This is a genomic window from Bacillus hominis (assembly GCF_030348325.1).
GTDB lineage: Bacteria > Bacillota > Bacilli > Bacillales > Bacillaceae_G > Bacillus_A > Bacillus_A hominis.
The window spans coordinates 3612995-3639089 of the sequence record NZ_JAUCFS010000005.1; the positions used below are offsets into that span (position 1 = coordinate 3612995).

The following is a 26095-nucleotide window of genomic DNA, read 5'->3' on the forward strand; positions in this document are numbered from 1 at the left end:
ATATTGCTTTAATATTGAAAATATATACAATTACTTTTTGCATATAATAAAAACCCATTTTATTTATGCTATAATAAGGAAAACTTGAAAGGAGATTCAATATGAAACCTTCACAACCACAATCTCAATTACATAATCAACATTCTATTAATAGACTAGCTCAATCTATTTTCGTTGTGAATCGTCATGCTAAAGCTGCAACTAACCCTAAGTACTTATATTGGTTAAAAAAGACTGCTTTAGAACGCTTAATTACTGAAAAAAAGGCTATCAAAGAAGGATTACATTTTTCTAGAAATCCACGTTTTAGTCAGCAACAATCCGATGTTCTTATACGTTTGGGTGATTATTTTTTCCATATCCCTCCTACGAAAGATGATTTTCGCACCCTACCGCATCTTGGTCACCTTGAATCCTCCTATCGAAATCCGAAAACAACCTTATCTTTAACAATAGCAAAAAAAACACTTCAAGATTATATTGGTCCTGAAGCATTAAAACAAGAAAAAAAATTAAGCGAACCAGTTCCATGGTATAGCCGCACCTATACAAAAAAATAAAACAGTTTGGCCATATTAGGCCAAACTGTTTTATTTTTTATCTTCCTTAATTTTAATATTCGCTTGTTTATAGAATGCAACTTTTTCTGTATTATATGATTTCGTATATTCATTAAACTTATCTTTCTCTGTCTCAATATCTTTATATGCTTGGTTTACTAACTTTACTTTCTCGCTAATATCTTTTAATTTTGTACCTTTATCTTGTAGCATTGTATATAATTCTTTTTCTTGCTTTAAAGATTTATTATAGCTATCGTACATCTTTTGGAATGAATCATGTCGTTTCTCATAAGTACTCTTTACTTTATCCGCCTGGTCTTTTAATTTATTATCTTCAATTTTCTTCACATGCTTATCAGCTGACTTCACTTCTTCTTGCGCTTTATTTAACGCCTCTTTTTCTTTAATAAGAACTTTTTCTCGTTCATCTGTATTTTTCACCGCTTGGTCAAGCTTATCCTTAACAGCCTGATTATTATCTTTTCCTTCTTGGACAATTTGATTATATAATACTTGACCCTCTTTCTCTAATGACTCTAATTTTTTCGCATCTTCAAACATTGTTTTTTCTTGCTTGGCAGCATTTTCAAATGCAACATACAGCTCCTCTTCTGGTTTCGGGCCGAAACAACCAGCTAGTAAAGTCATTGATAATGCAGTTACAATTGCTAATTTATTATATTTCAACATCTTTTCCTCCTATTAATAAACGATCATCGTGCCAAAAATCCCATGAAAAACATGTAACTTCTATATCTATTTCACGCTCGCATCTTTTTTACGAAGATCATCAATAATTATTTATACTGCTTGTACAATTTTCGTGCTTGAAATTATGTAATGTCTTAAAATATAAAGGTATTCACCTTAATCTTACCTACTGCAAGAAACACTATAATGTTTCACCTGATAAAAGATGATCGTTGACCTCTCACGTCTATCATTCCCTTTCTCACTTTCTATCAAATAACCTCTTTGTCCATTTTACATAGTGCAAAGGTGACCTCGCAACTCTTACAAAGATTCTTTTAATTTCTTAAAAAGGAAAAGTGTAGAGTATGTTTTCCTCTACACTTTTAAACTGAAAACATTGTGCAAAATGCATTGACACATCCACACACAATTATATGCTGATTTCATATATTTTTAAAGACTTTTGTTACAAAAAAAAGTTTTCTTGTAACAAAAGTCAAAAAAATGTTACAAAAAATCTTTATATCATACTTCTTCAAATCAGAGTTTCATTCATGACTTTGCAAGTTTCTATAATTATACAATTGATTTTGTGCCTTTCTAAACAAATCTTCAAAAGTTTTCCCTTCTATCGGATAACTTGCAGCCCCAAATAATAGTGTGACACTTAATAAATCATTCGCTATTTCATTTTGAATATTTTTGATTAATCGATTTGTTATTGTTGATTTTTCATAGCCATTATCAACAGCTACGATAACATATTTATTTTCATCCCACCTCGTAACTACATCTCCTTTTCGAACTGTCTTGACAATTGTACGTTCTACTCTTTGAACTAACTCATCTAACTTTTTTTCTTGCACTGTGTCTTTTAATACATCCCATTCTTTTACGGAAAGAATATACACTGTAATATTACGAGAATCTCTTTCTGATAAAGCAGCTACTTTCCCAAAAAAATCAACAATAAAATCGTTATTCGTCATTCCTCCTACTTCAATATTTACACGCGTATTCGCTCTTTTATCATACCAATGTCCAAAATAATAGCTTAGTATCATTTGCAATATATAAATAATAAAGACGGTAAAAAATGATCGCGAATCTAGCTTAGCAATCACATCCTGAAGTGCAATCCATTCTGTAACCGCAACTGTGTTCCCAAGTAATAATCCACTAATTTTCCCTTTATGTTTCATACTCTCCCCCCTTTTTATACTAATATATGCTTCTATAACAATAATGTTTTTCTACAAAATAAAAAATGTACATATTTAATGTACATTTCTACCTAAGCTTGTATACCTTTTCTATTTTATTTCATATATATACTATATATCGTTTTTAGAAAGGAGTGACCTATATGCCTCAAAAAGAAAATCTATCAGATATTATACGTTTACTAGCTGGCTTTTTGTTATCATTAAAATTATTATTTACCTCTTTCGGAATAAACTTCATTACAAACGATCAAATTGACGCTATAGTAAATGTTATTTCATTTCTATTCATTCTATATTTTGGATACAAAAATAACTATGTTGGAAAAAAAGGAATTGAACAAAAGAAATTACTCAAGAAGCACAATATTCATTAAAGAAGGAACCTTTCGCATGGGTTCCTTCTTATCATTTTCTGACAACCACTTCATTTGTTTGTAGTGGTCCATATGATACTCCTTTATATTGAAATGTATATGTAGCCTGAAATACTGAATTGGGAGGAGCTTTATCTTTATTTGCTTTTATTTTACAAATTAATTCTACCTTTTCACTCGGCGATAAATTATCGATTCGCCACCTTACAAGCTGAAATAAAAACTCACTTATTCCCTTATCTGCTTTTAAAGAGTTTGGGATATACGCGAAATAATCACGAATCATATGACTTACAACTACTCGCGAAATCATTTCAACGCCTTTATTTTCAACTTCAAGTCGAATAATTAGTATGTCATTAACATCATAGATCATCTCATATGAAAATTTTTCTTTATACATACTACGGATTTGTAATGTGACTGCTACATTGGATGCTTCCGTTTCCTTTTTAGAACCATCAATCCACAAAACCGGCTGTAACGGTATAGAATACCTTCCTTGATCCGAAATTTGTTTCCATATTTTCATAATATATTCACCTCATTCCAGATGTATCATCTATACAACTTTATTCTGCCTCTCGATGTAATACACTACACTTAGAAAAAATATTGAGCTTGTTACAAACCATCGTGAATTTTTCTTTTCCTTTTATCCTATTCGACAATATAAAGAAAAAACCATTTTTAATACGTTGACACAGGTTATTCTTTATTAAATATTTTTTTACAATTTCCTTCCTCGACTACATAACAAAATAAATTCTTACTCTCTCTTTTGGTCAATATAATAAAGTGAAACTTTAATCAGTGGGGTTTTGTCCATCCCCCACTGATTATTAGCCTTCACCAATCGGGATAAAATACTTTGGCTTAAGAAAACATTTACCTTTTAGTCAAATTTGACTATAATATAATCTATGATTTCCATTCTTTATATCATGCAGGATCAATTTTTATAAATAAAGAGAGAACGAAACAAACTGTACACAAAGGTTTTTATTCACTACATCTAAAAACTTAAGTTAGTTTAGTTTTTATTAAAGGAGGGCTACTCTTGGAAGCACAACTATCAAAAAACGACTCAAGTAAAACAAAATTTGTTGTTGCCGGTTTACTACTTGGTATTCTAATGGCAGCAATGGATAACACAATCGTCGCAACTGCGATGGCAACGATTGTCGGAGACTTAGGAGGGTTCGACAAGTTCGTTTGGGTCACATCTGCCTACATGGTAGCAACAATGGCCGGAATGCCTATTTTCGGTAAGCTGTCTGATATGTACGGACGGAAACGCTTTTATATTGGCGGATTAATTCTCTTCTTATTTGGTTCTGCACTTTGCGGGACAGCATCAAGTATTGAACAACTAAGTATTTATAGAGCCATTCAAGGAATTGGTGGCGGCGCTCTTATGCCTATCGCATTTACAATTATGTATGATATATTCCCACCTGAAAAACGTGGAAAAATGACCGGACTATTTGGTGCTGTTTTCGGAACATCTAGTGTTTTCGGACCTTTATTAGGTGCTTACATTACAGATTATATAAGTTGGCACTGGGTCTTCTATATTAATATCCCATTAGGACTTATTTCCTTCTTCTTCATTACTAAATACTATAACGAGTCTCTAGAATATCGAAAACAAAAAATTGACTGGGCTGGTGCCATTACACTTGTCATTAGTATCATTTGCTTAATGTTTGCCCTAGAACTTGGCGGTAAGGAATATGCATGGGACTCTAATGTGATTATTGGTTTATTTTCAACTGTTATTATTATGCTTATTATTTTCTTCTTCATAGAAAGAAACGCAACCGAGCCTATTATTTCTTTCCATTTATTTAAAAAACCTTTATTTGCAGCTAGCCAAGGTGTTGCCTTTTTCTATGGCGCAGCTTTTATCATCTGTACAGTTTATATTCCAATCTTCGTTCAAGGTGTTCTCGGTGGTTCAGCCTCAAATGCTGGATTAATTTTGACACCTATGATGGTAGGATCTGTAATTGGAAGTCAAACTGGTGGACAATTAGCTTCACGAACAAGTTATCGTAACATCATGATAGTATCTGGAGTTTTCTTCGTTCTTGGTATTTATTTACTAAGTACTTTAACAATGGAAACACCTCGCACACTCGTAACAATGTTTATGGTGCTTGCTGGACTCGGAGTTGGATTCTCCTTCTCAGTTTTAAGTATGGCATCTATTCACAAACTAGAAATGAGAGATCGCGGTTCTGCTACATCAACGAACTCATTCTTCCGTTCACTTGGAATGACCCTTGGCGTCACGATTTTCGGTACGATTCAAAATCATGTTTTCACTGATAAATTAAAAGCAGTCTTCCCTCCTGAACTAGCAAAAATGGCTCCAAAAGGTGGAGACGCAAGCTTTTTATTATCACCAAATGCTACTGAAAAGCTACCTCCTCAAGTACTGAGCGGAATTAAGGAGGCTCTTGCAACATCTATTGCTAATACATTTTTCTGGGCACTTATCCCAGCTACGCTAAGTATAATTTGTATTTTACTTATGGGAAATGAACGTCTTTTAACAGGACCGAAAACAAAGCAAAAACAAAAACAAGTAAGCTAATATAGAAAAACGAAACGGTATATCCCTTTATGAAAGAGGATATACCGTTTATAATATATATAAAGTTTCTATATACAGGAGTTGAGACAGCATGAGCATGAAGTTAGTCATTCTCGGCTTGTTACTCGAAGGAGATAAACATCCATATGAAGTTCAACATATAATGAAAGAAAGACAAATGGATTGTTATATTAAATATGCCAAAGGATCGCTATACTACGCCTTCGAGCAATTAGAAAAACAAGGTGCGATTAGCGTTACCAATATTGTTCGAGATACAAATAGACCAGATAAGACAATCTTCCATATAACTGAAGAAGGCAAAGAGCTTTTTCACACTTTATTATTAAAACAATTTGAAGCAAAAAATCAAATATATAAACCAATTTATTCAGCACTCTCTTTCGCTCACTTTAGTGACGAACAAGCGTTAGTTCCTATTTTGGAAAAAAAGAGAGATGATACAATGCTATATTTACATACAATGCAAACGATATACGATCATAATAAACAACTAGTTCCTCGTGCTCAACTATATATTTTACAAAGCGTCATTGAGCATATTAATGTTGAATTACGTTGGCTAAACACACTCTTACAAGATGCAACTGCAGGTCGTCTTTCAGAAATAGGTGTAGATAATGATTAAGTTTTTCTAAAAGAGGTGCCTCCTCTTTTAGAAAAACTTAACACTATAATTATTCCTCGCAACTCAAAACACCCTCATTTTAATAATAAATAACCATTAAAAATTCTTAATTTTCTGAATAAAAATAAATAAAAAACTTTAGAATTTTCTTATTTTAAAACAGTGGACAAAATTCCGAAAATTGTGTTAGAATTTGTTTCAATATCATATCGCTTGTTAAATTCCTTTCAAAAGGAAAATAGGTACACGAATATTTCACTTCGTGTTTAAAAGGGAAGTTTGGTGAAACTCCAACACGGTCCCGCCACTGTAAATGCTGAGATTTCTTTTTTGTGCCACTGTGAAAACGGGAAGGTGAAAGAAATTATATGAAGCATAAGTCAGGAGACCTGCCTATTTTAACAACACTGATAGACTCACGGATGATGATGAGGTGTTAAGAACAAAAAGGAAGGCTTATTTTTCTATGCCTTTATGCTTTTTGTTATAGGTATTTCCGAGTAAACGGAAATGCTTACTTTCAATTAGGGAGGAATTTAAAATGGCAATTCAAACAAGTAACTTAGGTTATCCACGTATCGGACTACAACGAGAGTGGAAAAAAACATTGGAAGCTTTTTGGTCCAATAAAATTAATGAAGAACAATTTTTAACGACAATGAAAGAAATTCGCCTTCAACACGTCAAAGTACAGCAAGAAAAAGGAATTGAATTAATTCCAGTTGGCGATTTTACATATTATGACCACGTTCTGGATACGGCTTACATGTTAGGATTCATCCCGTCACGTTTTTCAAAATTTACATCTTACCTTGATGCATATTTTGCAATGGCACGCGGCTCTAAAGATCACGTTGCTTCTGAAATGACAAAATGGTTTAACACAAACTATCATTATATTGTTCCTGAATATGAAGAAGGATTACAAATCTCTTTAAAGGACAACCGTCCTCTTCGTTTATATGAAGAAGCGAAAAAAGAGTTAGGCGTTGATGGAAAACCAGTTATTTTAGGACCTTATACATTCCTAAAACTAGCAAAAGGTTATAACGAAGAGCAATTTGCCACTATTTTAAAAGAGCTAGTTGCACCTTATGTACAATTATTCTCTGAATTACACGCAGCTGGAGCACAAATTATTCAAGTTGACGAACCAATCTTTGCATCTTTAACAAAAGATGAAATGAATCAGGCTAAAGAACTTTACGAAGCTATTCATAAAGAGGTTCCGAATGCTAATCTTCTTCTACAAACATATTTTGATAGTGTAGAAGAGAACTATGAAGAAATCATTACATTCCCTGTTTCTGGTATTGGATTAGACTTTGTTCATGGCAAAGAAGGTAATGTAAATGCTATTTCAAAATATGGATTCCCAGCTGATAAAATTTTAGCTATCGGTTGTATAGATGGCCGTAACATTTGGAGAGCTGATCTTGATGATGTACTTTCTTTATTTACAACATTACAAAATCAAATCACAGCAAAAGGTTTAATTGTTCAACCTTCTTGTAGCTTATTGCATACTCCAATTGATAAAATGGAAGAAACGCACTTAGCAACTGAATTATTTGATGCACTTGCATTTGCTAATCAAAAATTAGAAGAACTAGTCCTTATCCATTCTGCTCTTACTAAAGGTGTAGAAAGCATCAGTAGCGATCTGACAACATATCGTAATGCACATCATGCAATCCGCTCATCAGCTGCACGTAATCGTGAAGATGTAAAAGTGGCACGTACATCACTTAAAGAAGATGATTTCTCACGTCCTCTTCCATTTGAAAAACGATATGAACTACAGCAAGTAGCTTTACAATTACCGTTGTTACCAACAACAACTATCGGTAGCTTCCCGCAAACGTCTGAAGTTCGTCAAACACGTAAACAGTGGCGTAACGGCGATATTACAAATGAACAATATAATCAATTCATTGAACAAGAAACTGCTAAATGGATTCGTTACCAAGAAGATATTGGTCTTGATGTACTAGTACATGGTGAATTCGAAAGAACTGACATGGTGGAATATTTTGGAGAAAGACTTGCTGGTTTCTCCTTTACTAAAAACGGCTGGGTACAATCATACGGTTCTCGCTGCGTAAAACCACCTGTTATTTATGGTGATGTTGCCTTTATAAGTGGAATGACTATTAAAGAAACTGTATATGCACAAAGCTTAACAGAGAAAGTAGTAAAAGGTATGCTAACTGGACCTGTCACTATTTTAAATTGGTCATTCGTTCGAAATGATATTTCAAGAAAAGAAGTTTCATATCAAATTGCATTAGCACTTCGTCATGAAATTGAATTGCTTGAATCTTCCGGAATTAGAGTAATCCAAGTCGATGAGCCTGCACTTCGTGAAGGTATGCCGTTAAAAGAAAAAGATTGGGATGCATACATTACATGGGCAGTTCAATCATTCCTATTAGCAACATCTTCTGTAGAAAATGAAACACAAATTCATACTCATATGTGTTACAGTAACTTCGAAGATATTGTAGATGCAATTCGTGCGTTAGATGCAGATGTTATTTCTATCGAAACATCAAGAAGTCATGGAGAATTTATTCATACATTAAAACATACAACATATGAAAAAGGAATCGGTCTAGGTGTATATGATATTCATAGCCCACGTGTCCCAAGTAAAGATGAAATGTTTGCAATCGTAGAACAATCTTTACAAGTATGTGATCCTAAATACTTCTGGATTAATCCAGACTGTGGTTTAAAAACACGAAGAACTGAGGAAGTTATACCTGCTTTAGAGCACATGGTTCTGGCAGCAAAAGACGCTCGTTCTCTCTTAAAGACAAATGCATAATAAAAAACGTGTTATCCTTCAAAACGGATAACACGTTTTTTTATTATACACTCTCAAAATAGAAGTCGTATTGTACTTTATACAATTCATCGTCTGTTGGCTCTTCAAGAGGAGTTGCCTGCAAGACTATCATATATTCCCCATTCGGAATAGGAATATGCAATTTATTAGAAAGAATACTTGTTATATATACTTCTTCATTCTTGACTGTGAAAGGAACTGATATCGTTCTAACCACTTCTTCTTTCTCAATATGATTTCCGCAAGTAACTTCCACTTCACAAGTATAGTCAGAGATTGCTTCAAAAATAATAGCTCCATCCACCTCAGCATAGCCTCTCTCAAAATCTTCAGGAGTCCAATCTACATAAGGCTGCTGACCATCATAATTCATTATCATTAATTGCGAATATGAAATTGTTAGTTCCATAACTATCCCTCTCCTCCACTATGAAATGTATGCTAGTTACTATTTCACTTCAAATTTCACACGCGTACCATCTGGGTATTTGTCTAGCTTATTCCCTACCCAAGAACCTGCACCGCGGTTATCTGCTGGACTTATATATTCAATATGAGCTCCTTTTCCGCCTTCCTTACACATCGCCATCGGCCATTCATCACGATCATAGCCCTTCTTCGTCGGATATGGCGCTAACGATAATTTCCTTCTATCCGCTGCACCATTACGATCAATTGTACACATTTCTGAATGCCCTTCTTTTATAGCATTCGTAATATGTTTCCCCGTCTCTGGATAACGTTCTTTCGGAAATTCTAGAATTTGATCATATGTAGTTGTTTTTTTAGTACTTGTCTCCTCTGGCACAAGTACTTCATATACCGCTACCAAAAGAGAAAGAATTGCAATAATTGAAATGATAATACCTTTAAATTGCTTCATGTGTACCTCCGCGTTCCTACCAATTTCTTTTCCTCAGCTATTATAACAAACTTCTCCTGTATATGTTTTCAGACATTATTTTAGCGTAGCCCTGCTATTTCGCCAAAAACACTCATTTTTCCTCATCATTTCTCTAATGCTGTAGAAAACTAATAACCTTCCGACATTCTTTTTCAAAGGAAGTCCTCATAAAAGATTGAAATGATATATACGATACTTTTTGGGGAGGAAATCTCATGGAAGCTATTTATAAAACGAAAGATGTTACAAATAAAACAGGCATCCCAAAACATATAGTTCGAAAATATAGCCAACTATTAGAGGAACACGGTTATATCATTTCAAAAACAGCTGACGCTCGTATTTATAAACTGGATGATTTAAAACTATTGAAATCTATACATGAAAGAGCTGCTACATTACAAGAAGATATTTCAGAAACAATACCTATTATTTTAAAAGAAAAAGAAGCTCCACCTGTGCCTATTATTCAAGATAAACAAGAAGTGCAACCTAAAGAAGATGGGCGTAACTTTGAAGAATTCATGTTAAAACTTGAGATGCTCGCCCAATTAAATGAAGCAATTATTCATCAAAATTCTACCCTTATTACACAAAATCGTTTAAAAGACGAGAAGTTAGATGAGCTAATGCAACAAGTTTATGTAAAAGAAGGTTCACAAGAAAAAATGCTACAAGAGCTTGTTGATCATGCCGCTCAAACAGATGCACTCCAAAAAGAAAAGATGGACTTATTAATGAATCATATGTATAAACGTGAATCCAAACAAGAAGAAAAAATGAATAAACTTGTAAGTCAAATTTATAATAAAGACAGCAACCGTGATGCACAACTTATGCAAGTTATTCGCGAAATTCAAGAAACAAAAAGATTAGTCGCCGCCTCAAAAGAGCAAAGCTTCTTTCAATCTTTTAGAAGTTTATTTATTCGAACAAAGCAAGAAAAAACAAATGAATAAAACTCCATATCTTTCTAATACAATATAAAATAAAAAGTTACCTTCTGCCGGTAACTTTTATTCCCTATTCCTTACAGCTGGCAATATAATAATCGCTTCAGTTCCCTTTCCACTTTCACTTTTATATTCCAGTGTACCATTATGCGCTTGTAAAATACTAAATGTTACCATAAGACCTAACCCTGTCCCTTTTTCTTTTAAAGAATAATATGGTTGCCCAAGCCTTGTTAACTGTTCTTTTGTCATTCCAACACCGCTATCTTTAACTTTTATTACGATTATTTCATCTTTTTGAACAGCTGTTACTTTTAAATATCCTTTGTTTCCTTGAATTGCTTCAATACCGTTTTTAACAACATTCATAATAGCTTGCTTCAACTTCGTCTTATCACCGATTGTATAAAGACTCTCGGAAATCTCAACTTGCAAATATACACCTTGCATCGCTGCAAATGATGACATAAGAGTTGTCATTTCAATCAATTGCGCTGATAAACAAATATGTTCTTTTTTTTCAATTTGAGGCCGTGCTAAATTCAAATAATCTGAAATAATTTGTTCAGCACGATCTAATTCAGCTAATACGAGACGCATATAATCTTTATTTTTCACGTCTTCCGTACTCTCTAGTAATTGGATAAACCCCCGTACAACAGTGAGAGGATTTCGAACTTCATGTGCTACACTTGCAGCTAACTCACTTACAATATTAAGTTTTTCTGATTTTTGCATTTCTGTACGTAGTATCGCATTTTCATTTAAATACTCCGTCAAATATACTTGAAATACCATTGTCATAACCATAATAAGCGAAGCAAATATATATCCACTATATAGATAAGATATATACGGTGTAAAACCTGTCTCCAAGAGGACATTAAACATAGCAAATACTAATGAAACAAGAACATAAAATGATGAAATCATAAAAGCTAATATTAGCTTTTTATCTCTTAAAAAAAGAGACCATTTCTTTGACAAGAACAATGGAATTATCGAAAGAAATATTACTTCTACTATAGGAAGCCAACTGATTCCCTTTAAAAACCATTCATATGTAACGAAAATAATGGCAGGGATGAGCCCAACGATCCCACCATATAAAAAACCACTAACAATCGGGATTGGATGGAAATTGTATCCGCAAACGGTATCAAAACAAATAGAGTATGTCATGGAGAGAACAAGTGTAACGCTAGATAAAAACATAATAAAGTAGCGATTAGGCTTCGGAAGCATTTCTTGATAACGATTTAAACGAATCGCTTCATATAAAAATAGCGGCAAAATAATGATGGCAATTTGGATCATTAAATCACGGATAAGCTCCATAGCCTCTCATCCCCTATATGTATTTTGATATGATTATATCATTTTATAGGTCTATTTGTTTTAAAATTTTGATTTTTCTTAACATTTTTGTTAATTATTTGTTAACAACTCATAATAAATGTTACAGATTTCCGAAATGATTGTAAACCCTGTACCAAATTTCCTTCGTGCAGTATACAATGAATACGGATTACAAAGAAAATAAAAAACACTTCATCAGACGGACAACTATCGCAAACTACAGCATATAATCCATACTATCTATGTTTACAAATAAGTGATCATTACTTTAGTAGGAGGAAGATAAATATGGCGGGTACTACGCTTGTTTTAAAAGAAGAGAATTTGGTTGTGCTAGAAAACGTTGAAAAATCAGTATACGAAGAATTGCAACATAAGACGGGAAAAGAAAACTGTACATGTGCTGTAAATGAATCCGTTGTCCATCTTGGCAAAGTATCTTCAGTACTTTGGAACGAAGATGAAATAGATTGGGAATATGGTTATTAAAAAGTCGCTTTCAGCGGCTTTTTTTGTGCACTATACACAACTTTTCTTCTTAAATACAGCGAAACTTAAATCAGTAGGATTTCCCTGCGTAATACTAAAAAATATGATAAAATGAACTTAATTTTCAAACGGAAGAAAGGGAGATACAATGGAACAATTCATTAACCCTAGAGTGAAGGATATCCAAATTTCTGGAATCCGTCAATTCTCTAACATGATTCAAAATTATGATAATCTCATCTCTTTAACAATTGGGCAACCCGATTTCCCTACACCTTCTCTAGTAAAAGAAGCTGCTAAACGGGCCATTACAGAAAATTATACAAGCTATACACATAACGCTGGTTTACTAAAATTACGCGAGGCGGCTTGTAACTTTGTAAAAGATAATTACGATTTACACTATTCACCTGAAAACGAAACCATCGTTACAATCGGTGCTAGTGAAGCGATTGATGTTGCATTCCGAACAATTTTAGAGCCAGGAACGGAAGTGATTTTACCTGCTCCTATTTATCCAGGTTATGAGCCTATTATTCGACAATGCGGTGCAACACCTATCTTTATAGATGTTCGTGAAACTGGATTTCGTTTAACAGCTGAAGCTCTGCAAAATGCAATTTCAGAACGAACAAGATGCGTCGTTTTACCGTATCCATCTAATCCGACTGGCGTTACATTGCCAAAAGAAGAATTAGAAACGATTGTATCTGTTTTAAAAGATAAAAATATTTTCGTTCTTTCTGACGAAATATATAGCGAGCTAGTATATGAAGGACAACATACATCTATCGCTCAATTCCCAGAAATGCGTGACAAAACGATTGTCATTAATGGCTTAGCTAAATCACATTCTATGACAGGGTGGCGAATCGGCTTTTTATTTGCTCCGGATTATTTAGCAAAGCATATTTTAAAAGTTCATCAATATAATGTGACATGTGCGAATTCAATCGCACAACATGCTGCAATTGAAGCATTAACAGCTGCTAAAGATGCACCGAAGATGATGCGCTATCAATACAAAAAACGCCGTGATTATGTATATAATAGACTCATTCAAATGGGCTTAACCGTTGAGAAGCCAACAGGTGCGTTTTACTTATTCCCATATGTCGGAAACTTAACCTCTTCATCATTTGATTTTGCACTTGATCTTGTAAAAGAAGCTGGGCTGGCCGTGGTTCCTGGAACCGCATTTTCCGAATACGGTGAAGGCTACCTTCGCCTTTCCTATGCTTACAGTATAGAAACTTTAAAAGAAGGTTGTGACCGTTTAGAAGCCTTTTTAAAGCAAAAAGCTAAGAGTTAAACTCTTAGCTTTTTTATCCCGCTATTTGCGGACAGTAAAACCCCCACCTCAAAATTCGGCTGGAGCAAAGAAGTTAGGTGGGAGTCGGGCTGCCCGTGGACGCCCGATTGGTGAAGGCTAATAATCAGTGGGGATGAACCCCCCACTGATTAAAGTTTCACTTTATGCGTAATGATCACAAGTTTGACGCTTCAATAATTTATGCGGAATAATAATGCATTTTGAAGTAGATTCAGAATGCTCTACCTTATCGACTAATGCTTTTGCTGCTTCATACCCTAATTGATAAATATTCACATCAACTGTCGAAAGTGGTGGACTAGCTATTTCTGATAATAAGGCATTGTTAAAGCTTACAATAGAAACATCCTTCGGTACAACGAACCCTTTTTTAGAAAGAGCACTTAACACACCAAGTCCAATTAAATCGTCCGTTGCCATAATTGCCGTCGGCGGTTGTTTCAGCCCCATTAATTCCTCAACGGCTTGTTGACCACTTTCCCTTGAAAAATCAAAATGTAAAATATACTCTTTTGGTAATACAATATCTGCTAATTTTAAAGCGTCACTCATACCAGCTAAACGCTCTCTCGTTACAAGTAAATCTGAGCCCCCACCAATGAACGCAATTTGTTTATGGCCTAATGAAATCAAATATTCCGCTACTTCTCTTGCTGCTGTATAATTGTCATTATCTACATATGTAATTTCATCTTTTCGATCATATGGTTTTCCAATCAATACAAACGGGAATTTTTGATTATGCAAATACTGAATAATCCGGTCATTTTCTCTTGAATATAAAAGAATAATTCCACCAATTTGACGCCCTTGTACCATCTTTACAACACCATTAAAAATTTCTTCTTCCGTTTCACCTGTCGACATATAGAGCGCATACCCTTCCATATGTGCAAATGAGCTAATTCCTCTTATAACTTCTGGAAAGAATGGATTTTGAAAAGCTTTACTTGCTGAGCTCGGCATAACGAGCCCAAGCGTTTTCGTTGTTTGATTTGCAAGGTTTCTTGCATTTAAATTTGGGTGATAGCCTAGTTCACTCATCACTTTTCGAACACGGCGTTTTGTCTTTTCACTTATACTTGGATTATCAGCAATTACACGGGAAACTGTCGATGGTGCAACATTTGCCTTCTTCGCCACATCTTTAATTGTAACTGTCATAAAAATCCCCCCTCTCACTTCTCTGTCATATTTCATATATTGTTATCTTGCAATCGGTGCAAGTAATAGGAGAAGTCATAAACTTTCATTTATTTATTCTATCTTTCAAAACTTATCATATTCTCCCTCTTCATGTATTGTAAGGGATATAGCTCTTTTTTCCTATACTATAATATACTATTTATTGCACTTCTTTTCACATGTGATGTCAAATCCCTTTTCATCTCCCTATAAAGCTTTTTATAGGGAGATGAAAAGAAAAATGGGACGCAGTGTCCCATTTTTCATCCTTTCGTACCTCCAGCTGTTAAACCAGAAATAAAGTATTTTTGTAGTGATAGGAATAAAATTGAAATCGGGATTGCAATTAATACAGAACCCGCTGCAAACGTCGTAAATTCATTACCAAATTTCTTCGCTACCATTTCATATAATCCAACTGCTAAAGTGTAATTTTCTGGTGTACGCAAAATAATACTTGCTAAAATGAAATCTGTAAATGGACCGATGAAAGTGAATAATGCTACAACCGCTACGATTGGCTTTGCAAGCGGCATAATGATTTGCCAAAAAATACGGAAATGTCCTGCTCCGTCCATGCGGGCTGACTCATCCAACTCTTTCGGAATCGTATCAAAATACCCTTTCATAAGCCAAGTATTCATCGGGATTGCCCCGCCCACATAAATTAAAATTAATGCAAGATGTGTATCAATTAATCCTGTTAACTGCGCTAATACGTATAGTGCGATTAACGCTGCAAAGTTCGGAATCATTTGTAGAATTAAAAATGTTAATAAACCATTTTTTCTTCCGACAAAACGATATCTCGAAAATGCATAAGCAGTAAAGCTAATTGCTAACACCGAAAAAATCATCGTCATAACACTAACTTTTAATGTATTTTTATACCAAAGTAAGTACTTACTTGAATCAAGATCAAGTAGCTTACGATAATGATCTAACGTTGCATTTTTCGGAATAATGCTAGAACCAGACAAACTATCTCCTGGATTAAACGATGAACCAATAATCCATAGTAATGGATAGAAAATAATCGCACACATTATGAAGATAACCAAATAACTTAATGAAAGACGTAACATCTTTTGTCGTTTAATATTCATTTACATCATATCCTCTTCTTGGAATGATTTTGTTCTCTTAAATTGCCATAACGCAACTGTAATAACGATTAACGATAAAATCATTGTAAGAGCTGCTGCTTTTCCGTACTGCGCTGAAGTCATCGTTAACTTATAAATCCATGAAATTAAAATATCCGTTCCACCTGCATCTTGCCCCGCTACAGCAGGACCTCCGCCGTTAAATAGATAAATGATACTAAAGTTATTAAAGTTAAACGTATATTGTGTAATTAAAATTGGTGCTGTTGCGTATAAAACAAGTGGCAATGTAATTTTGCGGAACTGTTGCCAAGCAGTTGCTCCATCTACTGTAGCCGCTTCATATAATTCTCCTGGAATCGATTGCAATATACCTGTTGTCATTGCAAAGACGAATGGGAAACCGAGCCACGTTTGGATCATAATTAAAGCAATCTTCGCCCAAAACGGATCTGTCATCCAAGCAATCTTTTCAATCCCGAATAAAGCTAATACTTGATTATTAATTGCTCCAAATGTTTCATTAAACATACCCGAGAAAACAAGAATAGATACGAATGCTGGAACAGCCCACGGTAAAATGAAGATTGTTCGAATAATTGCCTTACCTTTAATACCAGGCTGATTTACGATAATCGCTAAGAAAATACCAAGTGCAACTTGTAATGTTGTTGCAACAAATGTCCAAATGACAGTCCAAGAAAATACACTTAAAAATGTCTCTCTCCACATTGGTAATGTGAAAATATCAATAAAGTTTTTAAAGCCCACCCAGTCTACTAATTTAGCTGGAGGAGAGTGATATAAGTCATAGTTCGTAAATCCAATTAAAATTACAAAAATGATTGGAAATACAACTACAAAGATAAGTAATAGAAATCCTGGTGAAACCATTAAATATGGAAAACCTTGATCTAATAAGTTACGGTATTGCTCTTTTACTGAATTTAATGGTGTTCCTATATCACGTTTCTTCCCATTTTGGTATGCATCATATAAGTTAAATCCATATATTCCAAGTCCAAACACTATGACGATAAGTGCCAAAATCCCTTCTACTAATAGAAAGACAGAATGGTCACGTGGAACTTCTGTACCGAGCGTTACAATTCCCCATAATCCCATATTTAACAAATCAGCAAATGCTACAATAAATGAACCTGTTAATACTAGAAAAATAAGACCTTTTACATATTGTTTATTATATAGTTGACCAATACCTGGAATAATAGATAACATGGTCGCCATTTTCCTATGTTTCGAACCGTTCATATCTTTCATTGGTTCCATAGATGTTTGCATGTTCCTTCCCCCTTTTTTCTTCCTACTTGGAAGGGAGAGAATTCGTGCCTCTAATATGAGAGGCACGAATTTCACCTTATTTTTTCTTACTATGATTTGCCTCAATATTTCCTTTAATTTGTTTCACTGCACTATCAAGCGCGGATTTTGGTGCCTCTTTATCTGTAACAACTAACTGAAGAGCGTCTCCAGCTGGTTTCCATACTTCTTGCATTTCCGGAATATTCGGCATTGGAATTCCATTTTCTGATTGAGTTGCAACTGCTTTTGCAGCTTCATTATCTTTAATAATTGGATCTTCCATTACTGATTTTACTGGAGGAATTTCTTTTGTCTTCTCAAATCGAATTTTTGCGTTTTCTTCATTTGTTACCCACTCAGTGAATTTTGTAGCTAAATCATTTTGTTTAGAGAAGCTTGTTACATGCCATCCTTTTACCCCAACAAATGTTTTCATCGGTTGACCATTTGGTAATTTCGGCATTGGAGCAACACCATAATCAATTCCGTTCTTTTCCATCGCTTGGAACGCCCACGGTCCGTTCATAATAGATGCTGCTTTTCCTTCATTGAATAATCCATCAGCAGCAGGTCCACCAGATTCACCGATAATACCTTTCGGGAATAGCTTTTCTTTATACCATTTTTGAAGATATTCAGCGCCTTGTACTGCTCCGCTATTATTTAGCCCAACATCACTTGCATTTGGCTTTCCATCTTTATCACCAAATACATAACCGCCCATACCTGCCATGAATGCATTCGCAAAGTAGAAGTTATCTCCTAATGTTAAAAATCCGTACTTGCCATCCTTCGTAAAGTCTTTAGAGAAGTTAAATAGCTCGTCCATTGTTTCTGGTGCTTTTTGCATAAACTTTTTATTGTAAATAAAGACCGGTGTTTCAATCGCTTTTGGTAACCCATATAACTTACCGTTATATGTTTGTGCTTCTATTGATAAGTCAGTAAATTTACTCTTCACTGCATCATCTGCTTTCACTTCAGAAAGTAAGCCTTCAGTTACTGCGTTTCCGATTTGATCATGTGGCAATGTTACAACATCCGGTCCAGTCCCCGCTGGTCCATCAAGACGTAACTTTTTCACTTGATCTGTCATTTGCATTTCAACAACTTTAACTTTCACTTTATATTTTTCTTCAAAGCTTTTCACTGCTGGTTCTAAACCAACACCTTTTTTATCATCTTCCCAAACGAGAAGATCATAGTCTTTCTTCGCTTTACTTTCCTCTTTTTTTCCTGAATCTTTCGGTCCACATGCAGATAACATGCCGATTGACAATGCTGAAATCGTTAATAGTGATAATGCTTTCTTCATCCCAAAAACCTCCCTAAATTGTCTATGTACCTCTTTAATTGAAAACGTTTGCATTTAATGGTTTAATAGAAGCGCAAACAATATCTAAATCTATGAAAACGTTTGCGCTATTTGTCTATCATTATACATCCTTTTATTCATTTTGCAAATATTAATTTTCAAAATAATCTTATCATACTCTTTATTCATTGACTTTACATAAAATGAATACTACTCTTATAAGCAATATTAAAGTTATGTGGAAGGCAATCGTTTGCAACATAATCTTTATTATTTCGTTTAAGGGAACTATATGTATAGAGATATTAAAGGGGGATTTTCTATATGCTTAAAGAAGCGATTTATCATAGGCCAAAAGATAATTATGCATACGCTTACGACGAAAAAACAATTCACATCCGTATACACACCAAAAGAAATGATGTTCACAGCGCGGCTCTCATCTACGGTGATCCATACGAATGGCAAGATGGGAAATGGATTACAGCGAGTACACCGATGAAAAAAACCGGATCTACTGAGTTATTTGATTATTGGTCGGTTTCAATCAAACCAAAATTTAAACGCTTACGTTATGGATTCGAATTAAAAAACGACGTAGAAACTCTTATTTATACAGAACGAGGATTTTTTTCTAATATTCCAAATGACGATGTCGGTAACTTTTTCTGCTTTCCATTCATTCATGCAAAAGACGTTTTCAGGGCACCATCCTGGATTAAAGACACAGTATGGTATCAAATTTTCCCGGAACGATTCGCTAACGGGGATAGCACATTAAATCCGGCGAACACCCTTCCTTGGGGAAGCGCTGAGCCAACTCCAACTAATTTTTTCGGTGGAGATTTTGCTGGTATTATTCAAAACCTTGATTACCTTGTTAAGCTTGGAATTTCCGGAATATATTTCACTCCTATTTTCAAAGCTCATTCAAACCATAAATATGACACAATTGACTACATGGAAATTGATCCACAATTCGGAACGAAAGAAACTTTTAAAGAACTCGTTGGGGCATGTCATAAACACGGTATAAAAGTAATGCTTGATGCAGTGTTTAATCATAGTGGATACTTTTTCGATAAATTCCAAGACGTACTAGAAAATGGAGAGAAGTCAGCATATAAAGAATGGTTCCATATTCATGAATTTCCGATTATAACTGAGCCACTTCCTAATTATGATACTTTCGCATTTACACCGTATATGCCTAAATTAAATACGGCCCACCCAGATGTAAAAGAATATTTACTCGAAGTAGGGCGTTATTGGGTAAGAGAATTCAATATAGATGGTTGGCGCCTTGATGTAGCAAATGAAGTTGACCACAGCTTTTGGAGAGAATTCCGAAGTGAGATAAAGGCGTTAAATCCGGAAGTATATATTTTAGGCGAAATTTGGCACGATGCACTCCCATGGCTACAAGGAGATCAATTTGATGCTGTAATGAGCTATCCTGTTACAAACGCTCTACTTTCTTACTTTGCTAACGAGTCCATTAATGCAAGTGAATTTATGAAACAAATTACCGATTCTCTACATTCCTACTCTATGAATGTAAATGAAGCGGCATTTCATTTATTAGACAGTCATGACACACCTAGAATTTTAGCAACATGTAACGGGGATAAAAATAAGTTACAGTTACTCTATGTATTTCACCTTTCTTTCATCGGTTCTCCTTGTATTTATTACGGAGATGAAATCGGTATGGATGGTGGCATGGACCCTGGTTGCCGCAAATGTATGATTTGGGATACAAAAGAACAAGACCGTGCATTATTTACACATATACAAACATTACTTTCATTGCGGAAACAACATAAAGCATTTGGAGGAAACGGTACTTTTCAATTCATTGAGGCAAATGATGAACATAATTATATTTCTTATACAAAAACATATGAAGATGAAACTATCTTTTTCGTTTTAAATCCTACTAACAGTGAAGTTACAACTTCACTCCCACTTCATATTACTGGGAAGAAAATAATTAACATTTATACAAACGAAGAATTTTCAGCAGAAGCAAGTGTATTACAACTTACACTTCCTCCATATGGATTCTCAATATTAAAGTGGTAATCGAAAAAGCCTTATGCCAAGGTCGCATAAGGCTTTTTCTTATTTTAATTTAAATACCATTGCTTCATACGGACGTAATGTAATGTTATCTATCGATCCGACTTCCACGTCATAATTGTGTATTAATAACTCTAAGTCACTGTAACTAATATCCTCAGGTAATTCAAATACACATTTATCCGCAGTAAAGTTTGCAATAATAAGAAGTTTTTCTTCCCCATATGTTCTTACATAAGCAAAAATAGACGGATTGTTATCTAGAATCAAATCATACGATCCATACACAACAATCTCATTATTTTTACGTAGCTCAATTAATTTTTTATAGTAATAAAAAATGGAGTTTTCATCTTGGATTGCACGTTCCACATTAATCTCTTTGTAATTAGGGTTTACCGCAATCCATGGCTCACCTGCTGTAAATCCAGCATGTTCTCTATCATCCCACTGCATCGGAGTTCTAGCATTGTCTCGGCCTTTTATATAAATAGATTCCATTACTTTTTCTTTATCTTCACCACGGTCTACTACTTTTTCATTGTACATATTTAAAGTTTCAATATCTCGATATTCATCAATTGATTCGAATCGAACGTTAGTCATTCCGATTTCTTCCCCTTGATAAATATACGGTGTTCCCTTCATCATATGAAGAACTGTTGCTAACATTTTTGCAGATTCAGTACGATACATTCCATCATTACCGAAACGAGATACAACGCGAGGCTGATCATGGTTATTCCAATACAGACTATTCCATCCTGTATGTTCTAATGCTTTTTGCCACTTTGTTAAATTCTCTTTTAAAGTAAGAAGTGAACATGGTTTTACATCCCATTTCCCACCTTCTCCTGAATCTAAATCCATATGTTCAAATTGGAATACCATTTGTAATTCTTTTCTAGCTTCTCCCGTATACATTTTAGCCTCTTCTGTTGTTACACCAGGCATCTCACCAACCGTCATAATATCATAATGAGATAATACTTCTTCATTCATTTCATGTAAGTATTTATGAATGTTTGGGCCATTCATAAAATGCTTATGCCCTGAAACATATCCCTCTTCAGCCGTTTCAACAGTTGGTAAACCTTCTTCTTTAGAAATAAAATTGATTACATCCATACGGAATCCATCAATTCCTTTTTCTAACCAAAACTTCATCATTTCATAAACATCATTTCTTACCTTTTCATTATCCCAGTTTAAATCTGGCTGTTTTTTAGAAAACAGATGTAAATAATATTCATCTGTCATTTCATCATACTGCCATGCAGATCCACTAAAAGCTGCTCCCCAATTATTCGGCTCTTTCCCTTCTTTTCCAGGACGCCATATATAGTAATCTCTATATTTATTATCTTTTGATTTACGTGATTCAATAAACCAATTATGTTCATCAGAAGTATGATTAACAACTAAGTCCATCATAAGTTTCATATTACGTTCATGCATTTCATGTAATAGCTCATCCCAATCTTCCATCGTTCCGAACTCATTCATAATTTTACAATAATCACTTATATCATAACCATTATCATCATTTGGAGATTCATAGACTGGCGATAACCAAATTACATTAATTCCTAATTCTTTTAAGTAATCTAGCTTTGAAATAATACCACGAAGATCTCCTATACCATCACCATTACTATCCATAAAGCTACGAGGATAAATTTGATATACTACACTTTCTTTCCACCATTGTTTTTCCATTATGCTACCCCATTTCATTAATAATTCGATTTCCTCTATTTTTTAAGGCGCAAACGTTTTCATTAATGAATGATAACAGATTCTATCTTAATTTAAAATAGCGCTTACAATTATTATTCTTCTTTTTCTAATAAAATATACGAAAATCACTAGTATTCCTCTAATAAATGAAAACGTTTTATATTTTTATTTATTTTTTGAATCTATTAGTTTATAATGAATTCAAAGAAAACGTTTGCATAATTTTTTCTAGGGGGAAATACCATGGCAGAACTGAAATTAGAAAATATTTATAAAATATATGATAATAACGTAACAGCTGTAACAGATTTTAATTTACACATTCAAGATAAAGAATTTATCGTATTTGTTGGTCCTTCTGGATGCGGAAAATCTACAACATTACGAATGGTAGCTGGACTTGAAGATATTTCAAAAGGAGAATTTTCAATTGATGGTAAGCTAATGAATGATGTTCCTCCAAAAGATCGAGATATCGCAATGGTCTTCCAAAACTATGCTCTTTATCCACATATGAGTGTGTATGATAATATGGCATTTGGATTAAAACTTCGAAAGATAGCAAAAGATGAAATCGATCGTCGTGTGAAAGATGCAGCGCGAATTTTAGGACTTGAACAATATTTAGATAGAAAACCAAAAGCGTTATCAGGTGGACAACGCCAACGTGTTGCGTTAGGTAGAGCAATCGTTCGAGACGCGAAAGTTTTCTTAATGGATGAACCTTTGTCAAACTTAGATGCAAAACTCCGTGTTGCAATGCGCTCAGAAATTTCTAAGTTACACCACCGCCTTGGAACGACAACAATTTATGTAACACATGATCAAACAGAAGCAATGACAATGGCTTCTCGTCTTGTTGTTATGAAAGACGGAAAGATTCAACAAATCGGAACTCCAAAAGAAGTATATGAAACACCTGAAAATATTTTCGTCGGTGGGTTTATCGGCTCCCCAGCGATGAATTTCTTCCGTGGTAAATTAACTGAAACCGATTTCGTTATAGACAGTTCACTAAAGATTAAAGTATCTGAAGGAAAAATGAAGTTATTACGCGAACAAGGCTATGTAAATAAGGAAGTTGTTTTAGGTATTCGTCCAGAAGATATTCATGATGAACTATTATTTTTAGAAGCTTCACAATCTACTAATTTCACAACAAAAATCGAAGTTGCAGAGTTGTTAGGGGCTGAATCCATTTTATATATGAAACTCGGAGATCAAGATTTTGCAGCACGTGTTGATGCAAGACATACCTTTTCACCTGGTGATCAAATTAATCTTGCTTTTGATATGAATAAAGTACATTTCTTTGATAGCCAAACCGAACAACGTATTCGTTAAAAAATAAAGTTTTATTATAGAACATACAAAAAAACCGTCCACATATATACTGAGGGCGGTTTTCCATTATTATACTAGGGCTTCTATTGTATGAAATGATTGTCCTCTCGTGCTAATAATACCGAAAACTGGTAAATCACTGAGCACCACTTCTTCTTGCTGTTTCATAAAAGATGACGTTAATTGTTTTATCTCTATCCAAACGTCATTAATACAAAGTACATTGGAATCGTTCTCTTGTTGGCGAGAAAAAATAGAATCTATTTTATATAAACCAGCATTTTGAAAAAGCATATCAATACGACTATATGCCTCCATAGCAAAACTGATAACACGTTGCCAATCTCCTTGTTTCCCCATATCGTAGGATACAAAAAGTGCCTCTCCGCCTAGATTCGTAATTTCCTCCACTGTTGCTTGTCCACTTTCTTGATCAATGTCCGTCACAATTACTTTTGCGCCTTGCTTAGCCAACAAAAGAGCTGTACTACGTCCAATACCGATGCCACCACCAGTTACAATGGCAACCATTCCTGCAAGCTTCATTTTCATTACCCCTTCTATAAGTCTTACCGTCATTCAGTATACTCTTTTATTAGATTAGTCCGCAAGCAGGAAAAGTTAACTCTACAAATTGTAAGCGATTACTTTTTTACTCCTTCTTTTTTCTTACTATTACGCTGATCAAACACTAAACCAATAAATATTAATATCCCCCAAAAGATTATGCTACCTCCTGTCATTTCAACTTCCCCCTTATTATATAAAGATATTATTTTTAATTATTATATCATTTTCTTAATTTTCAATCTATTAAAATTAAGAAAATGAACTTTTACCTCCCTCCTAACTTCCTCGCATTCATTGAATTTCGAGGTAAGAGTCTTACCGCCCACAAATGACGGGATAAAAAAAGACCTTTTTATTTAGGAATAAAAAGGTCACTGTGTATTATACAAGACTGATCACTTTCGTCTTTGCAATTAAATCATGAAAACCACAATTATCTTTGCGGAACAACATCATGTATACGTTACATAATAATGGAATTCCAAGTAGCAACATGTTCGGTAATAACAATGCAAAAAACCGTATCATTAATGTTTGTAACGTTAGCTTTTCACTCGTCAATGAAATTAATTTTGTTCTCGTTATTTTTTTACCAAGTGTTGTACCGTTCCAAATAAAAGGTAACAATATAAAATATAGGGCCATTAATATGAAAACTACTGTGAGATCATATCTATAGTCTCCAAAACTTATATTAAAACGATTAAAAATAGCACTATAGTTTCCAGTTATCACAGCTACTACTGCACCATACATAACCGAGATTAAAAACATATCAATTAGGGAAGCACCTATGCGATTCATTACAAGCGCCGGACGATGCATCTTTAACTTCATTTTATGTCGACTCCTTCATATCCTTCTTTACCCGTATCATCGTACCACTTCTAAAAAACATTGTAAACTAGCGTTTCTCTTACTTTTCTTGTACAATGTGTTACAACAGCATTGTAAAGGAGGTCCCCATATTGAAAAAATGGATAATCCTATTCATCGCCTTCCTACTATTAACTGCTTGTGCAGGAAATACAAACCATATAACTTATACAATTAACGATGAATACGAACTCATACGTACTTCTGGAAATGCATTTGAACTTTTCCCCTCACAAGATGCTGTATATGCCACACAATACATCCCTGCAAAAATAACAGAAATTGCTTGGGATGATAAATACATTATTGCAAAACAAACTGAGGAAAAGTCAGATCCGAATAATCCTGATGGAGCAATTGCAAATAAAAAAAGTGAACAATATTGGATTATTGACGTAAAGCACAATAAACGTTTTGGTCCCTATAATGAAAAGCAATTTAACGAGCAAAAAGATGCGTTTAAAATTAAGGTACCTTTTCAAAATGTAGATTCATACATAAAAGAAATGAAAAAACAGTCAGCATAATATTTTGAGCGCTGACTGTTTTTTCATTTTT

Annotated in this window: 25 protein-coding genes and 1 riboswitch; of the genes, 11 read left to right on the forward strand and 14 right to left on the reverse strand. The window is 34.2% G+C overall.

Features of this window, described 5'->3' with window-relative positions; translation table 11 throughout:
* Positions 1-101 precede the first annotated feature (101 nt).
* Positions 102-560, forward strand: coding sequence for a YkyB family protein (locus QUF93_RS21160; RefSeq protein WP_000804854.1), 459 nt, complete (start codon positions 102-104; stop codon positions 558-560).
* 30 nt (positions 561-590) lie between these two features.
* Here QUF93_RS21160 and QUF93_RS21165 read toward each other — a convergent pair whose 3' ends face one another.
* Positions 591-1253: a YkyA family protein gene (locus QUF93_RS21165; protein ID WP_289360090.1), complete on the reverse strand. Its 663-nt coding sequence runs from the start codon at positions 1251-1253 to the stop codon at positions 591-593.
* Between the two features lie 551 nt (positions 1254-1804).
* Positions 1805-2458 (reverse strand): diguanylate cyclase domain-containing protein, encoded by a 654-nt coding sequence (locus QUF93_RS21170; RefSeq protein WP_289360091.1) that lies wholly within the window; start codon positions 2456-2458, stop codon positions 1805-1807.
* Between the two features lie 164 nt (positions 2459-2622).
* Between QUF93_RS21170 and QUF93_RS21175 the strand changes: the two genes are divergently transcribed.
* The gene (locus QUF93_RS21175; protein ID WP_289360092.1) at positions 2623-2856 is read left to right on the forward strand and encodes an SPP1 phage holin family protein; all 234 of its coding nucleotides are present in this window, start codon (positions 2623-2625) and stop codon (positions 2854-2856) included.
* A gap of 31 nt (positions 2857-2887) precedes the next feature.
* On the opposite strand, the gene QUF93_RS21180 is transcribed toward QUF93_RS21175, so the two are convergent.
* Positions 2888-3388 carry a hypothetical protein gene (locus QUF93_RS21180; RefSeq protein ID WP_212936974.1) on the reverse strand — a complete coding sequence of 167 codons (501 nt, stop codon included), beginning with the start codon at positions 3386-3388 and terminating at the stop codon, positions 2888-2890.
* 528 nt (positions 3389-3916) lie between these two features.
* Between QUF93_RS21180 and QUF93_RS21185 the strand changes: the two genes are divergently transcribed.
* From QUF93_RS21185 to metE, 3 genes are all read left to right on the forward strand, one after another.
* Complete coding sequence (locus QUF93_RS21185) at positions 3917-5458, forward strand: MDR family MFS transporter (protein WP_289360093.1); 1542 nt, start codon at positions 3917-3919, stop codon at positions 5456-5458.
* A 91-nt stretch (positions 5459-5549) separates the two neighbouring features.
* Positions 5550-6107 carry a PadR family transcriptional regulator gene (locus QUF93_RS21190; protein WP_289360094.1) on the forward strand — a complete coding sequence of 186 codons (558 nt, stop codon included), beginning with the start codon at positions 5550-5552 and terminating at the stop codon, positions 6105-6107.
* A 223-nt stretch (positions 6108-6330) separates the two neighbouring features.
* A riboswitch (cobalamin riboswitch) is annotated at positions 6331-6518 on the forward strand.
* A gap of 130 nt (positions 6519-6648) precedes the next feature.
* Positions 6649-8937, forward strand: coding sequence for a 5-methyltetrahydropteroyltriglutamate--homocysteine S-methyltransferase (gene metE / locus QUF93_RS21195; RefSeq protein WP_289360095.1), 2289 nt, complete (start codon positions 6649-6651; stop codon positions 8935-8937).
* 43 nt (positions 8938-8980) lie between these two features.
* On the opposite strand, the gene comJ is transcribed toward metE, so the two are convergent.
* Both comJ and nucA read right to left on the reverse strand, forming a co-directional pair.
* A complete protein-coding gene (comJ, locus tag QUF93_RS21200; RefSeq protein WP_289360096.1) occupies positions 8981-9367 on the reverse strand; it encodes a competence protein ComJ in 387 nt (128 codons plus the stop codon).
* Between the two features lie 39 nt (positions 9368-9406).
* The gene (nucA, locus tag QUF93_RS21205) at positions 9407-9841 is read right to left on the reverse strand and encodes a DNA-entry nuclease (RefSeq protein ID WP_105584684.1); all 435 of its coding nucleotides are present in this window, start codon (positions 9839-9841) and stop codon (positions 9407-9409) included.
* 236 nt (positions 9842-10077) lie between these two features.
* Between nucA and QUF93_RS21210 the strand changes: the two genes are divergently transcribed.
* On the forward strand, positions 10078-10821 hold the full coding sequence (locus QUF93_RS21210) for a DUF3967 domain-containing protein (protein ID WP_289360097.1): 744 nt from the start codon (positions 10078-10080) through the stop codon (positions 10819-10821).
* Positions 10822-10878: 57 nt separating this feature from the next.
* On the opposite strand, the gene kinB is transcribed toward QUF93_RS21210, so the two are convergent.
* Positions 10879-12153 (reverse strand): sporulation sensor histidine kinase KinB, encoded by a 1275-nt coding sequence (gene kinB / locus QUF93_RS21215; protein WP_289360098.1) that lies wholly within the window; start codon positions 12151-12153, stop codon positions 10879-10881.
* Between the two features lie 309 nt (positions 12154-12462).
* Here kinB and QUF93_RS21220 point away from each other — a divergent pair, with 309 nt between their 5' ends.
* Positions 12463-12663 (forward strand): protein YkzT, encoded by a 201-nt coding sequence (locus QUF93_RS21220; RefSeq protein WP_002122085.1) that lies wholly within the window; start codon positions 12463-12465, stop codon positions 12661-12663.
* A 148-nt stretch (positions 12664-12811) separates the two neighbouring features.
* Entirely contained in the window at positions 12812-13975 is a 1164-nt protein-coding gene (locus QUF93_RS21225; RefSeq protein ID WP_128281103.1) for an aminotransferase A, read from the forward strand.
* A gap of 162 nt (positions 13976-14137) precedes the next feature.
* Here QUF93_RS21225 and malR read toward each other — a convergent pair whose 3' ends face one another.
* From malR to QUF93_RS21245, 4 genes are all read right to left on the reverse strand, one after another.
* Positions 14138-15160 carry a maltose operon transcriptional repressor MalR gene (gene malR, locus QUF93_RS21230; protein ID WP_002122089.1) on the reverse strand — a complete coding sequence of 341 codons (1023 nt, stop codon included), beginning with the start codon at positions 15158-15160 and terminating at the stop codon, positions 14138-14140.
* A 284-nt stretch (positions 15161-15444) separates the two neighbouring features.
* A complete protein-coding gene (gene malD / locus QUF93_RS21235) occupies positions 15445-16287 on the reverse strand; it encodes a maltosaccharide ABC transporter permease MalD (protein ID WP_002160656.1) in 843 nt (280 codons plus the stop codon).
* On the reverse strand, positions 16288-17589 hold the full coding sequence (malC, locus tag QUF93_RS21240) for a maltosaccharide ABC transporter permease MalC (protein ID WP_070144701.1): 1302 nt from the start codon (positions 17587-17589) through the stop codon (positions 16288-16290).
* 76 nt (positions 17590-17665) lie between these two features.
* Positions 17666-18925: an extracellular solute-binding protein gene (locus tag QUF93_RS21245; RefSeq protein ID WP_289360099.1), complete on the reverse strand. Its 1260-nt coding sequence runs from the start codon at positions 18923-18925 to the stop codon at positions 17666-17668.
* Between the two features lie 324 nt (positions 18926-19249).
* On the opposite strand from QUF93_RS21245, the gene QUF93_RS21250 reads away from it, so the two are divergent.
* Positions 19250-21010 (forward strand): alpha-glycosidase, encoded by a 1761-nt coding sequence (locus QUF93_RS21250; RefSeq protein WP_289360100.1) that lies wholly within the window; start codon positions 19250-19252, stop codon positions 21008-21010.
* A 39-nt stretch (positions 21011-21049) separates the two neighbouring features.
* Here QUF93_RS21250 and malL read toward each other — a convergent pair whose 3' ends face one another.
* The gene (malL, locus tag QUF93_RS21255) at positions 21050-22726 is read right to left on the reverse strand and encodes an oligo-1,6-glucosidase (RefSeq protein ID WP_289360101.1); all 1677 of its coding nucleotides are present in this window, start codon (positions 22724-22726) and stop codon (positions 21050-21052) included.
* A 264-nt stretch (positions 22727-22990) separates the two neighbouring features.
* Between malL and QUF93_RS21260 the strand changes: the two genes are divergently transcribed.
* A complete protein-coding gene (locus QUF93_RS21260; RefSeq protein WP_289360102.1) occupies positions 22991-24091 on the forward strand; it encodes an oligosaccharide ABC transporter ATP-binding protein MsmX in 1101 nt (366 codons plus the stop codon).
* Between the two features lie 69 nt (positions 24092-24160).
* Here QUF93_RS21260 and QUF93_RS21265 read toward each other — a convergent pair whose 3' ends face one another.
* The 3 genes from QUF93_RS21265 to QUF93_RS21275 form a co-directional block, all read right to left on the reverse strand.
* Positions 24161-24670, reverse strand: a complete 510-nt coding sequence (locus QUF93_RS21265) for an SDR family NAD(P)-dependent oxidoreductase (protein WP_289360103.1) — start codon at positions 24668-24670, stop codon at positions 24161-24163.
* Between the two features lie 65 nt (positions 24671-24735).
* Entirely contained in the window at positions 24736-24834 is a 99-nt protein-coding gene (locus QUF93_RS21270) for a flagellar motor protein (protein ID WP_097904514.1), read from the reverse strand.
* A gap of 208 nt (positions 24835-25042) precedes the next feature.
* The gene (locus QUF93_RS21275) at positions 25043-25498 is read right to left on the reverse strand and encodes an RDD family protein (protein ID WP_289360104.1); all 456 of its coding nucleotides are present in this window, start codon (positions 25496-25498) and stop codon (positions 25043-25045) included.
* Between the two features lie 131 nt (positions 25499-25629).
* Here QUF93_RS21275 and QUF93_RS21280 point away from each other — a divergent pair, with 131 nt between their 5' ends.
* Positions 25630-26064 (forward strand): DUF3997 domain-containing protein, encoded by a 435-nt coding sequence (locus tag QUF93_RS21280; protein ID WP_002122110.1) that lies wholly within the window; start codon positions 25630-25632, stop codon positions 26062-26064.
* Positions 26065-26095: the final 31 nt, after the last annotated feature.